We start from the raw sequence: 17,705 nt of genomic DNA on the forward strand, positions 1-17,705 counted from the left end.
TGGATTGATGAAGTTGTTGGTGCGCTCCTTTATTAAACTTTATTCAAGTATTTTTAGGAGAAAATGCTAAATTAAAATTATTTGGAGTATCATGAGTATTTACGAGCTAAAACCCAAATTTCAAAACCTGCTTCGTCCGTTAGTAAAGCATCTTTATAATGCCGGTATTACGGCAAATCAAGTTACGCTTATAGCCTGCATTATCTCCATTTTATTAGGTGCGCTACTTGCTAAATTTTCCGATATTTCAGCGTTATTTTTTCTGCTACCTATTTGGATGTTTTTACGCATGGCGTTAAATGCTATTGATGGTATGCTGGCCCGTGAGTTTAATCAAAAAACCCCGCTTGGAGGCTATCTGAATGAAGCTACTGACGTTATTTCTGACGCCGCGCTTTATTTGCCGTTTGCTTTCGTGGCACCATTTGGATGGGGCATTATCGCGTTCGTTATCTTTTTAGCCTTTATGAGCGAGTTCTTAGGCGTTCTAGGGCAGGTGCAGGGTAGCGGTAGGCGTTATGACGGCCCTATGGGCAAGAGCGACCGCGCATTTGTGTTCGGGCTTATAGGCACTATATATGCAGTATTTGGTCAGCTACCCTCATGGTTTAGTTGGGCGCTTTATGCGGTGGCGCTTTTGCTTGCGCTTACCTGCATAAATCGCATCAGAATGGGTTTAAAAAGCTAGTCTAATAAAATACGCGGCATAAATTTGAGAAATGAACTAAAAATAGGATGACATTTTTTTGCAAATTTATGCCTAGACTCCCATAAATCAAACGATATAAATCCCAAAACAATATTCCACTGCAATGCTATAACACTTGGCGTAGTTTACGGTTGCGGGTAAATTTGTTTAAAAGTTTTATAAAGCGCTAGCATGGGTTTAGTAGGCAAGCAATAAATCGCAATCCGCACTCAGATAAATTATTTAAAAATAGCCAAAAAATGTAGCATAGTCATGGAAAAACTTTATCAAAAAGATAGCCAAATTTACGGACGACGCAAGCTAGTCAAATTTAAAATAAGAGCTTGCGATAGCCGTACAAAAAACTAAATTTGGCGAGCATGTCAAATTTATAAACTCGGTTTTTGCTAAAGTTATCTTATTGCTAAGGCAAACGCGTTTATGGAATTTAAAGCAGAGGAGCGAGCGGGTATTTTTGTTTGGGTGTAGGTCTGGTTAAGATGCTTTTTAATAAGCAAAGACCACGTAGCACTCGTGTTGTAAAACGAAATTTGCCGCCGGCCGAAATTTTAAATTTTAGCGAGCGCAAGCGGATTTACAAGCGCGAACGGCGGCGAAACGGGCGCGCAGAATTTCTCACGCGCCCGAAAAGATTGCCCGAGCGATAGTTATTCGCCCAGGAAGTATTTCAAATCCGCCTGTGCGTCGCTGCTGATTAGGCGAAGGCCGAAATTTTGCACCAAAAAGCCCAAAATTTCATCGTTGAAAAACTCAGGCACCGTAGGGCCCACGTTGATATTCTTAACGCCCAGGCTAAGCAGCGCAAGCAGGATGATAACCGCCTTTTGCTCCATCCACATCAGCACGATCGAGACCGGCAGATCGTTTACCGCGATACCCGTAGCCTCGCTGAGCGCCAGAGCGATCTTGACCGCGCCGTTGCTGTCGTTGCACTGACCAAGGTCGATATAGCGCGGAAGCTCGGTGTCTGGCACGTTTCCGAAATCCACGTCGTTGAAGCGGAATTTGCCGCAGCTGGAGGTCAAAATCACGCAGTCCTTCGGCAAGCTAAGCGCTAGCTCGCGGTAATACTCGCGTCCTTTGCCCGGCGCGTCGCAGCCCGCGATGACGAAAAAGCGGCGGATTTTGCCAGATTTGATCGCGTCTAAAATTTGCGGCGCAAGGCTTAAAATCGTCTTATAGTGTCCGCCCGTCACCAAGCTCTCGTCGCTGTCCATGCTCACGTCGCCGCATGCAAGCGCGCACTCGATGAGCGGCGTAAAATCGTCGTTTTGGATATGCTTGATGCCGTCGGTGCCCGCGATAGAGTAGCCAAACAGCCTGTCTGCGTAGCTACAGGACGAGCGAAGCGGTACGATGCAGTTCGTGGTCATCAAAATCGCGCCTTTAAATTCGTTGAAAAGCTTAGTTTGATCGAACCACGCCTTGCCGACGTTGCCCTTTAGGTGCGGATACTTGCGAAGCTGCGGATAGCCGTGCGCAGGAAGCATCTCGGAGTGGGTGTAGATATTGATGCCCTTGCCCTCGGTCGCTTTTAGTAGCGCCTCAAGAGCATGCAGGTTGTGTCCGCTGACCAAAATCGCTTTGCCCTCGACTTTGTTTTGGCTAACTTTAACCGGGGTCGGCACGCCGAATTTTGCGGTATGCGCCTCGCTTAAGATATCCATCATCTGCACGCCCGCGCTTCCGACGGCCATTAGCTGCGCGATATGCTCGTCAAAGTTAAAATTTGAGTTTGTCAGCGTGAAATACAGCGTATCCGCCATAACGGTATCGACCGCGCTAGTATCGGCGCCGAGTTCGTGCGCGTGGTGGCGGTAGGCGCTAAGGCCTTTAAGTCCGAAAACCATAGTGTCTTGAAGTAACGCCAGCGTGGAGGTTTTACCACAGGTGCCGCGATCTTGGCCTTTGGCACCGCAGCCCTCGGGCGCGCTCATTTGGCACTGATGACAGAACATCTCTTGATTGTAACTCATAGAAAATCCTTTATAAAAAATTAGTTATAGATTTTAAGATTTTATTTATAATAACGACTTGATCATCGTCAAGAAACGGCGAAAATTTATCAAAATTATTTACAAAATGAGAATTTAAATTTTACGAGCCAAATTTGAGTTCTTGCCGCAGCCGGGGCGTTATGCAAATTTGATCAAATTTTAGAATTCTAGCGACAAAATCGCGAGCGGCACGGCCTATGCTTGGGTAATAAAATCGCTCAGTAAACGAGCCGATACTATGGAGCAACGACAATCTTGACGGCTCTACTAAATCAGGGGCTATGGCAGATCGGCGGGCTATGGGGCTAAACTCGCTAGCGCGCAAAACGATCAAGAAACATAAGCCGGCAAATTTAAAGGCATTCCCCAAGCGTAGCAAAACCGCAAGGGCAATGAGGAATTGCTTGCTTCGCTTAAAGAATGCGAATTTTAGGTATAATACTACAAAAATACAAAACAATCGAAGTGATATTTCTATAAAAGAAATTTATCATATTTTTTAAAATCGATAAGTGGTTTTGTGGGCGGCAAGCTAGAGTCGCAGCTAAATCTGCCTAAGTTTCGTTAAGCTTATATTTGGAGTATCATGAGCGTCTACGAGTTAAAATCCCGAGCTTCAAAACCCGCTTCGTTCACAGGCAGGCGTCGCCGCAAATCCGCGCTACTCGTCAAATTTGACGCGCAAATAAGGCAAATTTAACACAAAGGACAAAAGATGAAAGAGTTTTTAGCAGCCGCGCTAGATTTTATCCTTTGCCGTATTACAATATTTATCACGGGCGTGCGGCCGCCGCAGGAGCTTTTAAACATCGGCGAAGGCACTAAAATTTACTACGCAAACCACGCTAGCCACGGCGATTTTTTGCTGATTTTCGTCTCGCTGCCATATCGCGTGAGAAAGCGCGTGCGTCCCGTCGCGGCGGCGGAGTATTGGCGGGGCGGGCCCGTGCGCAGGTTTCTTGCTAAAAACGTGTTTAACATGGTGCTAATCAGCCGCCGTAAAGACCCGCTGGAGGCACTGACGCAAATGAGCGAGGCGCTACGGACGCACTCTCTCATTATCTTCCCCGAAGGCACGCGCAAGATGAACGACGACCTAGCGCTGCAGCCATTTAAAAGCGGGATTTTCCGCCTGGCGCAGCAGTGTCCCGCCGTCCCGCTCGTGCCCGTATGGATCAAAAATGCGCGAAATGTCCTGCCTAAAGGCTTTATGATACCCATCCCGCTACTTTGCGAGCTGATAGTGGGCGAGGAGATAATCTACGGCGGCGAGGGCAAGGGCGAGTTTTTACAAAAGGCGCAAGACGCGCTGCTAGCGATAAGCGATACGCAAAATGATAGAACGAAAGCCTAGCGCGGAAGTTTTAGCGATGGCGGTAAATTTGAGCCCCGTAAATCCGCCACGTAAGACTGGGAGATTTGTGACCGATCTTTACGGCAAATTTGACGGTAAGCCTTTGAGAGCGGCGGCTAGAAGCGTCAAATTTAAAAATAAAGCCCGGGCTAAAATGCTCGCCTCGCCGCAAATCAAATTTGACCCAAACGCAGGCTCAAAGCGCGAGCATTTTTCGCCAATAAATTTAACCGCCCAAACCGTCCGCAGAGCAAACCAAACGCGCGTAAATTCGGCTCGCTCGGCGGCATACGAAACAGACGTCAAATTTAGCTTCAAATTTAACCAAAAGGCACTAAAATGAACCCGCAAAATCATATATTAAATCTATTTTTAGGACTCATCGCGGTGCTGGTCGTCTCTAGCGCCGTTGCCTTTATCCTAAAGGCGAAATTTGGCGCCGAGAACAAAACCGTATCAAATTTGACCTCGCGCATAAACGCCTGGTGGGCGATGATTTTGGTGATTTTTGCATTTACGTATATGGGCAAAAACGCCGTGATATTTTTGTTTTTGCTAGTATCTTTTGCCGCATTGCGCGAGTTTTTGTCGCTCATCTACATCCGCAGGGGCGATCATATCGCGCTCGTGGCGTGCTTTTACGTGATTTTGCCGGTACAGTATATATTTATATATGCCGATTGGTACGCAATGGCGATGATATTCATCCCAGTTTACGGATTTTTGTTTTTACCGATTTTGGCGGCTATTTGCGGAGATGCGGCCTATTTTTTAGAGCGCTCGACGAAGATCCAGTGGGCGCTGATGATCTGCGTCTTTTGTATCTCGCATATCCCCGCGCTTCTTTTGCTAGACCTTGAGAGTGGCAGCAGTATGGAGCTGATGCTGTTTTTGATCATAGTCGTGCAATCTAGCGACGTGCTGCAGTACGTCTGGGGCAAGCTTTTTGGTAAGCGCAAGATCGCGCCTAGTATCAGTCCGTCTAAGACCGTGGTAGGCTTTGGGGGAGGGGTTCTTAGCGCTAGCGCGCTAGCCGCGTGCCTGCATCATCTCACGCCTTTTGGCGCGGTGGGGGCGTTTTTCATCGGGCTTGCCGTTTGTATGATGGGTTTTTTAGGAGGGCTTGTTATGTCTGCAATCAAGCGCGATCTGGGCGTCAAGGACTGGGGCTATATGATCAGCGGGCACGGCGGGATGCTTGACCGTATGGACTCGCTGTGCTTTGCGGCGCCGATATTTTTTCACATAGTTAGATATTTTTACGCGTGAGGTTTTGATGAAAATTTGGAGCAAAATTTTACTTTTAGCGCTCGCGGCAAATTTTGCCTTTGCATTTTCGGCTGGGAAGCTAGTGCAAGACGCTAGAGCGCAGATCGGGCAGACGCTGTTTTACGATCCTTTGTACTCTAGGCTTGAGTACCCGATGGGCGACGTGGATATGATAAAGGGCGTTTGCACCGACGTCGTCGTTAGGGCGCTGCGCGGACAGGATATCGATCTGCAGCGGCTCATCCATGAGGATATGAGCGCAAATTTTAGCGCCTATCCAAAAAACTGGGGCGCGAAAAAGACCGACAAGAACATCGATCATCGCCGCGTGCCAAACATCTCGACCTATCTAAAACGCAAGGGTTACGAGGCGAAGGGCGAGTTTAAAGCGGGCGATATCGTGACGTGGCGGCTTGATAACGGCAGGCCGCATATCGGCATAGTTTCGGATAAATTTGCCGCTAGCAAAACCCCGCTCGTGATCCACAATATCGGGCTTGGCGCGCAGGAGGAGAATGTGCTAAACGAGTACGAGATAACGGGGCACTTTAGGATAAAATAAGTAGAAAAATCGATAAATTTAAGCGAGAAAGGCGAAAAATGGAGTTTAAAGAGAGCTATTTTATAACGAGTGACGGGGCTAGGATATTTTACAGATACCGCCTGGCTAGCGACGTGGCGTGCGAAAACCCTGGCGCAGGCGAAGTAAATTTAAGCGAAGATAGTAAATTTGACGGATCAAATTTAAGCGCCGGGACCGCAAACAAAACGTCAAATTTGACTAGCGAGCAAGCAGGCGGCACAGACGAAAATGCGGAGTTAGGCTCAAGCGGCGAAGGCAAATTTGAGGGACCAGATTTACCAAACGGCGGCGAAAATTTGGACTCAAATTTAAACGAAACTAGCAAATGCGCCGCTTCAAATTTGAGCGAGACGCCTAGCGAAAATGCCGAGCAAAATCTCAAATTTAAAGCCGCGCCAAACGCCAAAGCCGTAGCGATATTTCACCGCGGACACGAGCACTCGGGCAGGACGACGCACGTAGCGGACAGTCTAGCGGATGAGGGTTTTAGCTATTTTGCCTGGGATCAGCGCGGACACGGCAAAAGCGAGGGCGAGCGGGGCGATGCGCCAAGTATCGGCCGTCTCATCGCCGACGTGGACGAGTTTGTGGCGCATATCGAGCAGAGATTTGGCTTTAAGACGCAAAATCTAGCCGTGATAGCCCAAAGCGTGGGCGCGGTGCTGGTCTCGGCGTGGCTGCACGACTACGCTGTGCGCGTTCGCTGCGCGGTGCTGGCAAGTCCGGCCTTTAGCGTGAAGCTTTACGTGCCGTTTGCTAGAGCCGGGCTAAAGGCGATCTACCGCGCCCGCGGAAATTTTTTCGTAAACAGCTACGTCAAGGCGCACTATCTCACGCACGACAAGGAGCGCCAGGCCAGCTACGACGCCGACTCGCTCATCACTCGCGCGATCTCGGTGCGCATACTGCTGGGGCTTTACGAGGCGGCGCAGCGCGTGGTTTCCGACGCCGCCGCGATCACGACGCCTACGCTGCTGCTGATCTCGGGCGATGACTGGGTCGTGGAGCACGCCCCGCAGCACGAGTTTTACAACGCTCTTGGCGCGCGCGTAAAAAGGCGCGAGGTTTTAGATGGATTTTACCACGATACGTTGGGCGAGAGCGAGCGGGAGAGAGCGTTTGAGATCATTCGCGAGTTTGTCGGAGAGAGGTTTAGCGAGCCTTTTAGCGAGGTGGACTGCACGCACGCGGACGAATACGGCTTTAGCCGCGAGGAGGCCGATAGGCTAGCTACGCCGCTGCCGAGATTTAGCCCGAAAAATTTGCGATTTAAATTTCAGCGGATATTTATGCAGGCGGTTTCGCCGTGGGTCGGCGGGCTAAAGATCGGCGAAAATACCGGCTACGATAGCGGCAGTACGCTTGATTACGTCTACCGAAACGAACCGCAAGGGGCGAACAAATTTTTTAAATTTATCGACAAATTTTACCTAAACGCTATCGGCTGGCGCGGTATCAGAGAGCGCAAACGAAATATCAAGCTAGCCATCGATCAAGCCGTAGCAAAGCTGCAGGAGCGAGGCGAGCCGCTACGACTGCTAGATATCGCCTCGGGACACGGCAGATACATACTAGACGCCGCGCAGGGGCATAAATTTGAGCGCATAACGCTACGCGACTACAGCGACATAAACGTAAAAGCCGGCAGCGAAATGATAAAGGAGCGCGGGCTGCAGGACGTCGCGAGCTTTACGCAGGCAAACGCCTTTGACGCCGCTAGCTACGAGGGTCTGCAGGACGCATATACGCTAGGCGTCGTGTCGGGGCTGTTTGAGCTCTTCCCGGATAACTCGGTCGTGCGCACCGCGCTACAAGGCTTTGCAAGCAGCGTAAAAAGCGGCGGCTACCTCATCTACACCAACCAGCCGTGGCACCCGCAGCTCGAGATGATCGCGCGCGCTCTATCTAGCCACAGGCAGGGTGCTGCGTGGATCATGCGCCGCCGCAGCCAGGCCGAGATGGATCAGCTCGTGGCAAATGCGGGATTTAAGAAGGTGTGTGAATGGATAGATGGGGATGGGATATTTAGCGTGAGTTTGGCCGTTAAAATTTAACGGCTTGTCTCGCGAGCGCCTTTAAATGATTTCGTAAATTTCGCCCTGCGACAGACTACATGTCTAGTCTTGGGACGAAATTTGCCTCAAAACATTTAAAATCATCTCACGATACTTCGCCTTATCTTTTTACGTTCAAATTTGAAGTTAAATTTTATTCGCCGAGACCTGTACCCCAAAAATGCTAAACTAAAAACGTGCGGCGCGGCAGCGCGGTCGCACCCCTTGAACGTGCAGTGGGGTTGGTGGGGGTTTGGGGGCGGAAGGGGCGACGCTTCGTAAGTAGAAACCCCTTCCGCCTCCCAAGAAAAAGAAAAACTAAAAATTTTAGAGAATTTTAAATTTGACAAAACCAAATTTAGCATTTTCAAGGTGCGGGTCTCGGCGAGTAAAATTTGCAGTTAAATTTTACGTTTTTACGTCAAGCGGGCGATCTTGGAACTGATTAAGCCGTAAAAGTGCAAATCCGCTAAAATTTGATAGAATTAGCAAAAAAGGCAAAAATGAAAACGAAATTGTTTTTATCGCAGTTGGCTGCGCTCGTCGTAGTTGCCGCGATATTTTACGCTAGCTACGGCGCTACAAATGCCCTCGCGAGCGCTCGCGCAAACGTACCCGAGATCTATTTTGCATGGGAGCGCGCGGTGCCGTTTTGGGCGTGGAGCATTGTGCCGTATTGGTCGCTAAATTTGCTCTACGCGCTTGGATTTTTCCTCTGCCGCGACAGCCGTGAGCTCGCGCGTTACGTCACGCAGCTGCTCGCCGCGCAGATTATCGCGACGCTATTTTTTATCGTTTTTCCTTTGCAAATGTCGTGGGAAAAGCCCGCAGTTTCAGGCTTTAGCGGCTTTTTGTTCTCTAGCCTCGCCGCCTTTGACCTCCCGTTTAATCAAGCCCCGTCGCTACACATCATACTTTGCGTCGTGGTGGGCGCATTTTACCTTCGCAAGGCGCGCACAGTTTGGCTTAAGGCGGCGCTTGTAGCGTGGTTCGCGCTCATCGGTCTTAGCGTGCTGACCACGTATCAGCACCATTTTATCGACATTCCGACGGGGTTGGCCGCTGGCTGTTTTGTGCTGCTCGTTCGTCCGATGGATGGCAAGCCGCTTAGGTTTGCCATGGCCGCAGAGATTGCGCGCTACAAATGGGCGGCGCTATATCTGGGGCTTGCATTTCTGACGCTTTTTATGGCGATTTTTGGGGCTAAAATTTGGAGCTCGTGGGCGCTGTGGCTATCTTGGGCGAGCCTTAGTTTCGCGCTAGTCGCCTGCTGTTACGCGTTTTTGGGCGCGGGTGTTTTTGCTAAAAACGGGCAAGGACGTCACGCCGCTACGGCTAAAGCTTTACTCTTCCCGTATCTTTGCGTCGCGCGGTTAAATGCTCTTTTTTGGCTACGTGGACGACGGCTTTCAGACGAGATTTTGCCAGGACTTTATCTGGGCTCGGTTAAGCAGGCGGGCAAATTTGACGCGATTCTAGATCTCGCGGCCGAGTTTGAGGGGCCCGGCGGCGCGCAAATTTACGCAAGCCTACCTATGCTAGATATGATAACGCCGAGCGCAGACGAGTTAAAACTAGGCGCAGACGAGCTTGAGCGACTCGTGAAAATGGCTTTTAGCGCCGAAGCAAACGGCTACGCGAACGAGCGAAATTTGAAATTTGACAAGCAAACAGACGCGCGGGCAAATTTGCAAACGCGCGGCGCGGCAAACGAAAGTAAGATCGCCGAGGCGGGACAAATTTTCGCTAACTCAAACGAACGAGCCGCCGAGAACGGCAAAAAGGTGCTGGTCTGCTGCGCGCTGGGCTACGGTAGGAGCGCGTCGGTGCTGCTTGCTTGGATGGTGATTTACGCGGGGCTAGGATTTGACGAGGCGCTAAATTTACTAAAATCTCACCGCGAAAAGATCGCCGTCGCTAGCTCGCTACGGGAGCGGATAATGCAGCTAGCCGCAGAAGCCCGCGAATTCGAAAGCGGATTAAAGACGGCTAAATTCGCAAAAGCAAGTGCGGCAAATTTAAGCGCGAAATAGGCGCATGCTAAATTTGATCAAGTCCGGTTTGAGGGATCAAATTTAAAAATCTGCGGACAAAAAAACAAGCGGCATTGTAAATTTTCGGCGAAAACGAACGGGAATTTAACCAAAGGCAAACGCCCAAAATGAGGAGGGAAAATGACGAATGCGGAGCAAAACGAAAAAGCGGCGCAAGACGGGGAGCGCGAATGCCGCCAAAGGACGGACGATAGAGTCTTAGCGCTGGTTGCGGCTAGATTTTTAGCGACGCATAGGCTATTTTTCTTGTTAAATTTACTTCAGCTAGCTGTCTGCCTTCGCATTTTTGCAAATTTTGCCGTTATTGCGGGCTTTTTGGCGGCTTTTGCGGCTCTATTTTATCTGCACGTTAGGCTGCATTTTGATGCGCTTATATTTAAGGATTTTGCGGATGAGGGGCTGAGGCAGGGCGAATTTGACGCGGCGCTTTTAGAGCTAAATTTAACTAGCAAGCCGCCAAAAATCCGTGATATGAAAAGTCGCTGCGCCGGAGCTTTGCGGCTGTATAAACTAACCGCCGCGCTTACTATCCTCGTTGCTGCCGCAGCTTTGGCGGGTTATTATCTGGGCTAGAGTTTGGGAGCCAAATTTGAGCTTAAAATTTGACTTCCGCGATCGTATGATTTTATGGTTTGAAAGATAAATTTAGGCGCAAACGGTTAAATTTGCGCCCGTAGGTTTATTTGATATTTTCTAGCGTGCTGCAGCTCTGAGCCGAGCCTAGATCGCAACCTTTTTTGAAGTAAATTTTAGCCTTTTCAAGATCTTTTTCGACTCCGCTTTGGGCTGGTGGCATGTAGTATGTGTAGCCCGCAAACAAACATGACTCGACCAGGCCGTGCTCGCAGCCCTTGTCAAAATACTCCGTGGCTTTAGCGAACTGCTTTTCTTGGTAGTACGCAGAGCCCGCGTACTCGCATCCTAGCGCGATATTTGCTTCGCAGGCTTTTGCGGCGTTGTCTGTATTTTCCTGAGGCTTCGTGCTCTTTTTTCGTAAAGGCTAGGAGATAGTACTCGTACGCTTTTGCTTCGTCTTTTTTGCCGTAGGCGTCGTCTTGGTAGATTTCGCCTAGCTTCGCGCATCCGTCAAATCTTTCGCCTTGGCAAATTTCGCTTAGGATTTCGACGGCTTTGTCTATATTTTTCTCTACGCCTTTGCCGTCTCTATAGCCCATCGCTACAAATTTACAACCGTCGTCGTAGCCGCTACTGCAAAGTTTTGAAAATATCTCAAAGCCTTTTTTAGGATCGTGCTCGGCGCCGTTTTTGCCCTCGGTGTACGAGTAGCCCGTCCATAGGCAACCTAAATTTGAGCCTAGATCGCAAGCTTTTTGGTAGTATTTGACGTCTTGTTTTTCATAAGCGTAGTCTATGCAGGCCGCCGCATCGTTGTTTTTGCAGCCTTTTTAGGCGCTTACGGCGGTTTTATCTTTTACTTTGTCGCAGCAGTCGCTTCTCTTGCCGAACGATATCTCGCAACACTTTTCATAGGCCTGCTTTGCGCGTCCGGAGTCTTTTTTGACGTCAGAACCCTTGCCAAACTCATAAAGCTGCCCGAGCTCCTTGCAAGAAGAATCGACCTTTTCCGTATAGCAACCTAGCTTAAAGTAGTTCTCCGCGTCCTTCCACTGGCCTTTGGATTTTGCCGCTAGTCCGTTGTTGTGATTTGGCCCGGCCTGTGCTACCGACAGGCAACAAAATGCTAAAAACATGGCTAAAGCTAGCTTTTTCATAAGACCCTCCTTGCGAGTAATCTTATGCATTATAGCCTCTTTGCTATGTTTTAACCTAAATCACGACCACTTCGGTTTTTAGCTCGACGCCAAACTGCTCCAAAACGCGCTCGCGGGCTAAATTTATGAGTCCGGTCACGTCCGCAAAGCTCGCGGCGTTAAAATTTATGATGAAATTTGCGTGCTGCTGGCTAAATTTAGCCCCGCCTATCGCGTAGCCTTTTAGCCCTGCCGCTTCGATTAGCCTGCCCGCGTAGTCGCCGGGCGGATTAACAAAACAGCTGCCAAAGCTAGCGCCCTTTGGTTGATTTGCGCGCTTAGCGGCAAAATCGGCGGCGAGCGCTGCGTCAAATTCGCGCAAAATTTTAAACTCGGCGCCGAAAATCGGCTCATCTATCCCGCTTTTTCGGTAGCTAAAGCTTATCCTCTCGCGCTCTACCCAGCCGCGTCCTAGCCGCACGGCTAGCAGGCTATTGCTGATACTAACGCCGCAAAGCCCTGCGTTCATTTTTATTAGTCCGCCAAGCGTACCAGGTATATTTTGCAAAAACTCAAATCCGCCGATACCCTGCTTTTTGGCGAAGTTGTAAATTTTGCCCGACTTCGTCGCAGCACCGATACTAAGCACGTCGCCGTTTAAGTTTATATAATCAAACGCGCCGCCTAGCATCATCATCGGGGGCGGGTTTGGCGAGACTAGTAGGTTGTTCGCGCCGCCTATCATCACGCGCCCGGCAAATTCCGGTTTTAGAGCGTCCTCAATGCTTTCTAGCACCGCCACCTCGTGCACGCCGCCCACTCGCACCGAGCTAAATTTGGAAAAATCTATAAGCTGCGTCATTGCACGAAATTTGGGATAAACTCTATCATGCGCGTAGTAAAATCGACCATCATCGAGACCATCCACGGCATCAAAAATATAATCACGACGACGACTAAAATGATCTTTGGCACGAAGCTTAGCGTCATCTCATTTATCTGCGTCGTAGCCTGAAATATACTGATGATAAGGCCCGCCGATAGGCCAGCAAGCAACATCGGAAAGCTCAGATATAGCGCGATCTTGAATGTTTCGATACCGAGTTCTATGAGTGTTGATTGCATCAGCTAAACCTTATATCGTTGTACTCGGTCGGCACGAGATAGTTTTCGGCCTTGATCGGTAGTGGGTAAAATCCGCGCTCATAACCAAGCGCAAAGAGCCTATCTACCGCCTTTAGCTGCGTTTCGTTCATAGATACGGAGCTATCGTTTGCGTAGAGATTTAGGTAGGTTTTTAGCTTTTCTTTATCGACGCGGATGAGATTTCGCTCGAGAAGCATGTTCGACAAAAAGGGCTTATGCGCGGTGGCGATACGTACGCCCTCCGTTAGCACGCGCTCGCACTCGACGGCGTCCGTTATCGGCAGGCTGCGGCGAACCGCCATGCCTCCTAGCGGCAGCGGTAGATTTTCGCCAGCTAGCTCGCTCCAGATATCCCAGATCTCGCGCTCCACGCAAAGCTCGTCCGAAAAATCCAAAATACTCTCGTGTATCAGCACGCCCGCGTCCACCTCGCCGCTTAAGACCGCGCCCTCGATTTCTAGGAAGTTTTTATAAACTATGCGCGCCTGCGGGTATGCCATGCGAAAAAGCAGGGCGTTTGTCGTGTGCTTGCCGCTTAGCGCGACCTTGAAATTTCGTTTTAAAACCGCGCCCTTTTTCTTGACGAGCTTTGGTCCGTAGCCCTCGCCAAAGCTCACTGCCGTGCGCAAAAGCGCGTATTCGTCGCAGATGAGCGGATATAGCGCGAAGCTGATTGCCGTGGCCTCATAAGTGCCCTTTGGCGCCTCGTCGTTTAGCGTCTGGATGTCAAGCGCGGTGGCGCTAAATTTTAGATTTTTTGAACTCACCCAGCCAAAATCAATCGCCTTATACATAAAAATATCGTCGGCATCGGGCGAGTGAGCGACGTTTATATGCTTAAAAATCTTCAAATTTTATCCTTTTTGCTCCGCTTTAAATTTCGCGCGCGGCTAAATTGCGAAATTATAGTAAATTTTTGCTACAATCGCCATAAAAATGCGGAATTTATAAAGAAAAATATGGAAAATCAGGCGTATTTAAAAGAGCAAATTTTAACTTATCTTGGCAACAAACGCTCGCTTTTAGGCTTCATCGAACAAGGCGTAAATATCGCAAAAGAGGTGCTCGGTAAAGAAAAGCTAAGCTGCTGCGACCTTTTCAGCGGTAGCGGTATCGTGTCGCGGTTTTTAAAATCCCACGCAAGCTTCATCGTCGCAAACGACCTGGAGCTTTATAGTCGCGTAACAAACGAGTGCTACCTAGCTAACGCGGACGCGGGATTTAAAAAAGAGCTTGATTTTTGGCATGAAAAACTAACGCGCGAAATCGGCGCAAATTTGTGTGAGGGCTTTATCTGTGAGCTTTACGCACCAAAAGACGAGGCAAATATCTCGGCGACGGACCGCGTCTTTTACACGAGAAAAAACGCCGCCTATATAGACACCGCGCGCCAGATTATCGAGGCGCTAGTGCCGCAGCAGCTGCGCGTTTTTTTCGTCGCTCCGCTGCTGTATTCAGCCAGCGTGCACGCCAACACCAGCGGTATTTTCAAGGGTTTTCATAAAAACAAGGACGGCCTTGGGCAGTTTGGCGGACGCGGCAAGCACGCGCTATCTCGCATCACGGCAGACATCAGCCTGCTTAAGCCCGTTTTTTCAAATTTTAACGTCGAATTTAACGTGCAAAGGCAAGACGCAAATGAGCTTGCCGCCGAGCTTCCGCCGCTTGATCTAGTCTATCTTGATCCGCCGTATAACCAGCATCCGTACGGCTCGAACTACTTTATGTTAAATTTGATCGCTAGCTATGAGCGTCCGAGCGAAATCTCGCGGGTTTCTGGTATCGCTAGAGGCTGGAACCGCTCGGTGTTTAATCAAAAATCAGCCGCCGCGCCCGCGTTTTTCGAGCTAATCTCAAAACTAAAAGCCAAATTCGTGCTTATCTCGTTTAACTCCGAGGGCTTCATCGCGCGCGAGGAATTTAGCGAAAATTTAGCCGGGCTTGGCGAAGTGCAAATTTTGGAGCAAAAATACAACGCCTTTCGCGGTAGCAGAAATCTAGCCAGCCGCCCGACGCACGTTAGCGAGCTGCTTTACGTTTTAAAAAAGGCGTAAATTTAGGCTAAATTTGACCGCGCCCAAACCCGTCTCAAATTTGCGCGAATAATCAAAAATTCATCTCAAATTTGATAAAATCAGCCCGATTATTTTAAATTTAAGGAAGCCGATGGCAAAAGAAAAAGAAGAGAAAAAGATAGTCCCGCCGACAAATGATTCGGACAAGAAAAAGGCCTTAGACGCGGCTTTAAAGCAGATAGACAAAGCGTTTGGCAAAGGTACGCTAATCCGCCTTGGCGACAAGCAAGTCGAGGCCATAGATAGTATCTCGACCGGCTCGCTAGGACTTGACCTAGCCCTTGGTATCGGCGGTATCCCAAAGGGTCGTATCATCGAGGTTTACGGGCCTGAGAGCTCGGGTAAGACGACTCTAACCCTACACATCATCGCCGAAGCGCAAAAAGCGGGAGCCACGTGCGCCTTTATCGACGCCGAGCACGCGCTAGACGTGAAATACGCGGCAAATTTGGGCGTAGATACCGAAAATCTCTACGTCAGCCAGCCCGATTTTGGCGAGCAGGCGCTTGAGATCGTAGAAAACCTCGCTAGAAGCGGCGCGGTCGAGCTTATCGTAGTCGATAGCGTCGCGGCTCTAACGCCAAAAAGCGAGATCGAGGGAGATATGGGCGATCAGCACGTAGGTCTGCAAGCTCGTCTAATGAGCCAGGCGCTACGCAAACTCGCGGGCGTCGTACACAAGATGAACACGACCGTGATATTTATCAACCAAATTCGTATGAAAATCGGCGCTATGGGTTACGGTACGCCTGAGACCACTACGGGCGGTAACGCGCTTAAATTTTACGCATCCGTGCGCCTAGACGTGCGAAAAATCGCCACGCTAAAACAAAACGAAGAGCCTATCGGCAACCGCACGAAGGTAAAAGTCGTGAAAAACAAGGTCGCACCTCCGTTTAAAACGGCGGAATTCGACATAATGTTCGGCGAGGGTATCAGCCGCGACGGCGAGATCATCGACTACGGCGTGAAGCTTGATATCATCGATAAAAGCGGCGCATGGTTTAGCTACAAAGCCGCTAAAATCGGCCAAGGCCGCGAAAACGCAAAAGCCTATCTCAAAGAGCACCCCGAGATATCAGACGAGATCGTAGCTACGATAAAAAGCTCGATCGGCCTAGATAAGCTAATAAGCGGCGCGGGCGGCAAAGATAGCGACGACGAAAGCGAAAGCATAGAAGAAAATACGGAGGAATAAAATAATGGTATTTATAGAAGACGTAACTGCGATAGAGGTGCTAGATAGCCGCGGCAACCCGACCGTGAAGGCGACCGTAGCTCTAAGCGACGGCACCGTAGCAAGCGCAATAGTCCCAAGCGGCGCAAGCACGGGCAAACGCGAGGCGCTAGAGCTTCGCGATAAAGACGAAAGATACTGCGGCAAGGGCGTGCTAAAGGCGGTAGAAAACGTAAATTCGCAGATCGCGGAGGCCGTGATCGGGCTGGATGTGTTTGATCAAAAGGCGCTTGATGACGAGATGAGAGAGCTTGACGGCACCGATAACTACTCAAATTTAGGCGCAAATGCGGTGCTTGGCGTATCTATGGCGGTAGCGCGCGCGGCGGCAAAGAGCCTTGACGTGCCTTTGTACCGCTATCTAGGCGGCGCAAACGCTAGCGTACTGCCGGTGCCGATGTTTAATATCATTAACGGCGGCGCGCACGCGAACAACAGCGTGGATTTTCAAGAATTTATGATTATGCCGTTTGGATTTGATAAATTTAGCGACGCGCTGAGAGCGGCGACTGAAATTTACCACACGCTAAAAGGCCTTCTAAACGCGGCCGGTCACAGCACGGCTGTGGGCGACGAGGGCGGATTTGCGCCGAATTTAAACGATAACGAAGAGCCGATCAAACTAATCATGCAAGCCATCGAAAAAGCAGGCTACAAAGCTGGCGAGCAGATCAAACTAGCTCTTGACGTCGCAGCTAGCGAGCTGTACGAAAACGGTAAATATAAGCTAGAGGGCAAGGAATTTAGCAGCGAAGAGCTGATAGAGAGATACGCGCAGCTTTGCGAGAAGTATCCGATATTTTCGATCGAAGACGGCCTAAGCGAGGACGACTGGGCGGGCTGGGCGAAGCTAACTAGCAAGCTTGGCGCTAAAGTGCAGCTTGTCGGCGACGATCTATTTGTAACGAACGAGAAAATTTTGCGCGAAGGCATCGCCAAAGGCGTAGGCAACGCGATCCTAATCAAACCAAATCAAATCGGTACCGTCAGCCAAACTATGCAGACGATCCGCCTAGCACAGCGCAAAGGCTACCGTTGCGTGATGAGCCACAGAAGCGGCGAGAGCGAAGATAGCTTTATCGCGGACTTCGCCGTCGCGATGAATACGGGCCAAATTAAAACGGGCGCGACCTCAAGAAGCGAACGCAACGCAAAATACAACCGCCTGCTTGAGATTGAGCGCGAGACGGACGAGTTTTTGGGAAATCAAATTTGAGCGAAGTCCTAGACGAATACGTCGAGAAAAAGCCTTTTGATTTCAGGCTTTTTCTCAGATTTACGCTTATAGCGTTTTGCGTGATATGTTTTGGTATCTACGTGGGCAACATAATCTTCGGCAAGCGCTCGCTAGACGTGATGCTAAGCCTGCAAGAGCAAAAAACGCAGCTAGAACGCGACGTCGAAACGCTAAAAAAACAAAACGCCCAGCTGCAAAAGGCGTATTTCGAGCTAAAAGAGCTTGAGCCTAGCAGCGGCGGGTAAATTTAGCTTTATAAATTTAAAAACGGGGGAGTT

At 49.7% G+C, this 17,705-nt stretch carries 19 protein-coding genes; 12 read left to right on the forward strand and 7 right to left on the reverse strand.

Annotation, left to right across the window (positions count from 1 at the left end; translation table 11 throughout):
• The first annotated feature begins 91 nt into the window (after positions 1-91).
• On the forward strand, positions 92-688 hold the full coding sequence (locus E4V70_RS06855; protein WP_122862391.1) for a CDP-alcohol phosphatidyltransferase family protein: 597 nt from the start codon (positions 92-94) through the stop codon (positions 686-688).
• Between the two features lie 668 nt (positions 689-1,356).
• Here E4V70_RS06855 and hcp read toward each other — a convergent pair.
• Positions 1,357-2,685, reverse strand: coding sequence for a hydroxylamine reductase (hcp, locus tag E4V70_RS06860; protein WP_122862392.1), 1,329 nt, complete (start codon positions 2,683-2,685; stop codon positions 1,357-1,359).
• Positions 2,686-3,421: 736 nt separating this feature from the next.
• Here hcp and E4V70_RS06865 point away from each other — a divergent pair.
• The 7 genes from E4V70_RS06865 to E4V70_RS06895 all read left to right on the forward strand — a co-directional run bounded on the left by E4V70_RS06865 (position 3,422) and on the right by E4V70_RS06895 (position 10,593).
• Positions 3,422-4,060 (forward strand): lysophospholipid acyltransferase family protein, encoded by a 639-nt coding sequence (locus E4V70_RS06865; protein ID WP_122862394.1) that lies wholly within the window; start codon positions 3,422-3,424, stop codon positions 4,058-4,060.
• Positions 4,041-4,403, forward strand: a complete 363-nt coding sequence (locus tag E4V70_RS06870) for a hypothetical protein (protein WP_122862395.1) — start codon at positions 4,041-4,043, stop codon at positions 4,401-4,403. The genes E4V70_RS06865 and E4V70_RS06870 overlap by 20 nt, the downstream gene beginning before the upstream one ends.
• Positions 4,400-5,329 (forward strand): phosphatidate cytidylyltransferase, encoded by a 930-nt coding sequence (locus E4V70_RS06875; RefSeq protein WP_122862396.1) that lies wholly within the window; start codon positions 4,400-4,402, stop codon positions 5,327-5,329. The genes E4V70_RS06870 and E4V70_RS06875 overlap by 4 nt, the downstream gene beginning before the upstream one ends.
• 7 nt (positions 5,330-5,336) lie before the next feature.
• Entirely contained in the window at positions 5,337-5,891 is a 555-nt protein-coding gene (locus E4V70_RS06880) for a DUF1287 domain-containing protein (RefSeq protein ID WP_122862397.1), read from the forward strand.
• A gap of 38 nt (positions 5,892-5,929) precedes the next feature.
• Complete coding sequence (locus E4V70_RS06885; protein WP_122862398.1) at positions 5,930-7,966, forward strand: bifunctional alpha/beta hydrolase/class I SAM-dependent methyltransferase; 2,037 nt, start codon at positions 5,930-5,932, stop codon at positions 7,964-7,966.
• 503 nt (positions 7,967-8,469) lie between these two features.
• On the forward strand, positions 8,470-9,999 hold the full coding sequence (locus tag E4V70_RS06890) for a phosphatase PAP2/dual specificity phosphatase family protein (protein WP_232037836.1): 1,530 nt from the start codon (positions 8,470-8,472) through the stop codon (positions 9,997-9,999).
• A 141-nt stretch (positions 10,000-10,140) separates the two neighbouring features.
• Positions 10,141-10,593 carry a hypothetical protein gene (locus E4V70_RS06895; protein ID WP_122862400.1) on the forward strand — a complete coding sequence of 151 codons (453 nt, stop codon included), beginning with the start codon at positions 10,141-10,143 and terminating at the stop codon, positions 10,591-10,593.
• Positions 10,594-10,699: 106 nt separating this feature from the next.
• On the opposite strand, the gene E4V70_RS10785 is transcribed toward E4V70_RS06895, so the two are convergent.
• The 6 genes from E4V70_RS10785 to E4V70_RS06925 all read right to left on the reverse strand — a co-directional run bounded on the left by E4V70_RS10785 (position 10,700) and on the right by E4V70_RS06925 (position 13,723).
• Positions 10,700-10,840, reverse strand: a complete 141-nt coding sequence (locus E4V70_RS10785) for a hypothetical protein (RefSeq protein ID WP_163026449.1) — start codon at positions 10,838-10,840, stop codon at positions 10,700-10,702.
• Positions 10,841-10,892: 52 nt separating this feature from the next.
• Positions 10,893-11,195, reverse strand: coding sequence for an SEL1-like repeat protein (locus E4V70_RS06900; RefSeq protein WP_122862401.1), 303 nt, complete (start codon positions 11,193-11,195; stop codon positions 10,893-10,895).
• Positions 11,196-11,426: 231 nt separating this feature from the next.
• Positions 11,427-11,753, reverse strand: coding sequence for a hypothetical protein (locus E4V70_RS06910; protein ID WP_122862402.1), 327 nt, complete (start codon positions 11,751-11,753; stop codon positions 11,427-11,429).
• A 55-nt stretch (positions 11,754-11,808) separates the two neighbouring features.
• Positions 11,809-12,594: a UDP-N-acetylmuramate dehydrogenase gene (locus E4V70_RS06915; RefSeq protein ID WP_122862403.1), complete on the reverse strand. Its 786-nt coding sequence runs from the start codon at positions 12,592-12,594 to the stop codon at positions 11,809-11,811.
• Positions 12,591-12,860, reverse strand: a complete 270-nt coding sequence (gene fliQ, locus E4V70_RS06920) for a flagellar biosynthesis protein FliQ (protein WP_232037885.1) — start codon at positions 12,858-12,860, stop codon at positions 12,591-12,593. Before fliQ ends, E4V70_RS06915 begins: the two co-directional genes overlap by 4 nt.
• The gene (locus E4V70_RS06925; RefSeq protein ID WP_172603264.1) at positions 12,857-13,723 is read right to left on the reverse strand and encodes a menaquinone biosynthesis family protein; all 867 of its coding nucleotides are present in this window, start codon (positions 13,721-13,723) and stop codon (positions 12,857-12,859) included. The genes fliQ and E4V70_RS06925 overlap by 4 nt, the downstream gene beginning before the upstream one ends.
• Before the next feature lie 114 nt (positions 13,724-13,837).
• Here E4V70_RS06925 and E4V70_RS06930 point away from each other — a divergent pair, with 114 nt between their 5' ends.
• The 4 genes from E4V70_RS06930 to E4V70_RS06945 all read left to right on the forward strand — a co-directional run bounded on the left by E4V70_RS06930 (position 13,838) and on the right by E4V70_RS06945 (position 17,672).
• A complete protein-coding gene (locus E4V70_RS06930; RefSeq protein WP_122863129.1) occupies positions 13,838-14,932 on the forward strand; it encodes a DNA adenine methylase in 1,095 nt (364 codons plus the stop codon).
• A gap of 112 nt (positions 14,933-15,044) precedes the next feature.
• Positions 15,045-16,151, forward strand: a complete 1,107-nt coding sequence (gene recA, locus E4V70_RS06935; protein WP_122862405.1) for a recombinase RecA — start codon at positions 15,045-15,047, stop codon at positions 16,149-16,151.
• Between the two features lie 4 nt (positions 16,152-16,155).
• A complete protein-coding gene (eno, locus tag E4V70_RS06940; protein WP_122862406.1) occupies positions 16,156-17,406 on the forward strand; it encodes a phosphopyruvate hydratase in 1,251 nt (416 codons plus the stop codon).
• Complete coding sequence (locus E4V70_RS06945; protein ID WP_002953583.1) at positions 17,403-17,672, forward strand: FtsB family cell division protein; 270 nt, start codon at positions 17,403-17,405, stop codon at positions 17,670-17,672. The genes eno and E4V70_RS06945 overlap by 4 nt, the downstream gene beginning before the upstream one ends.
• Positions 17,673-17,705 lie beyond the last annotated feature (33 nt).

The sequence above is a fragment of the Campylobacter showae genome, from assembly GCF_900699785.1.
Lineage (GTDB): Bacteria > Campylobacterota > Campylobacteria > Campylobacterales > Campylobacteraceae > Campylobacter_A > Campylobacter_A showae_D.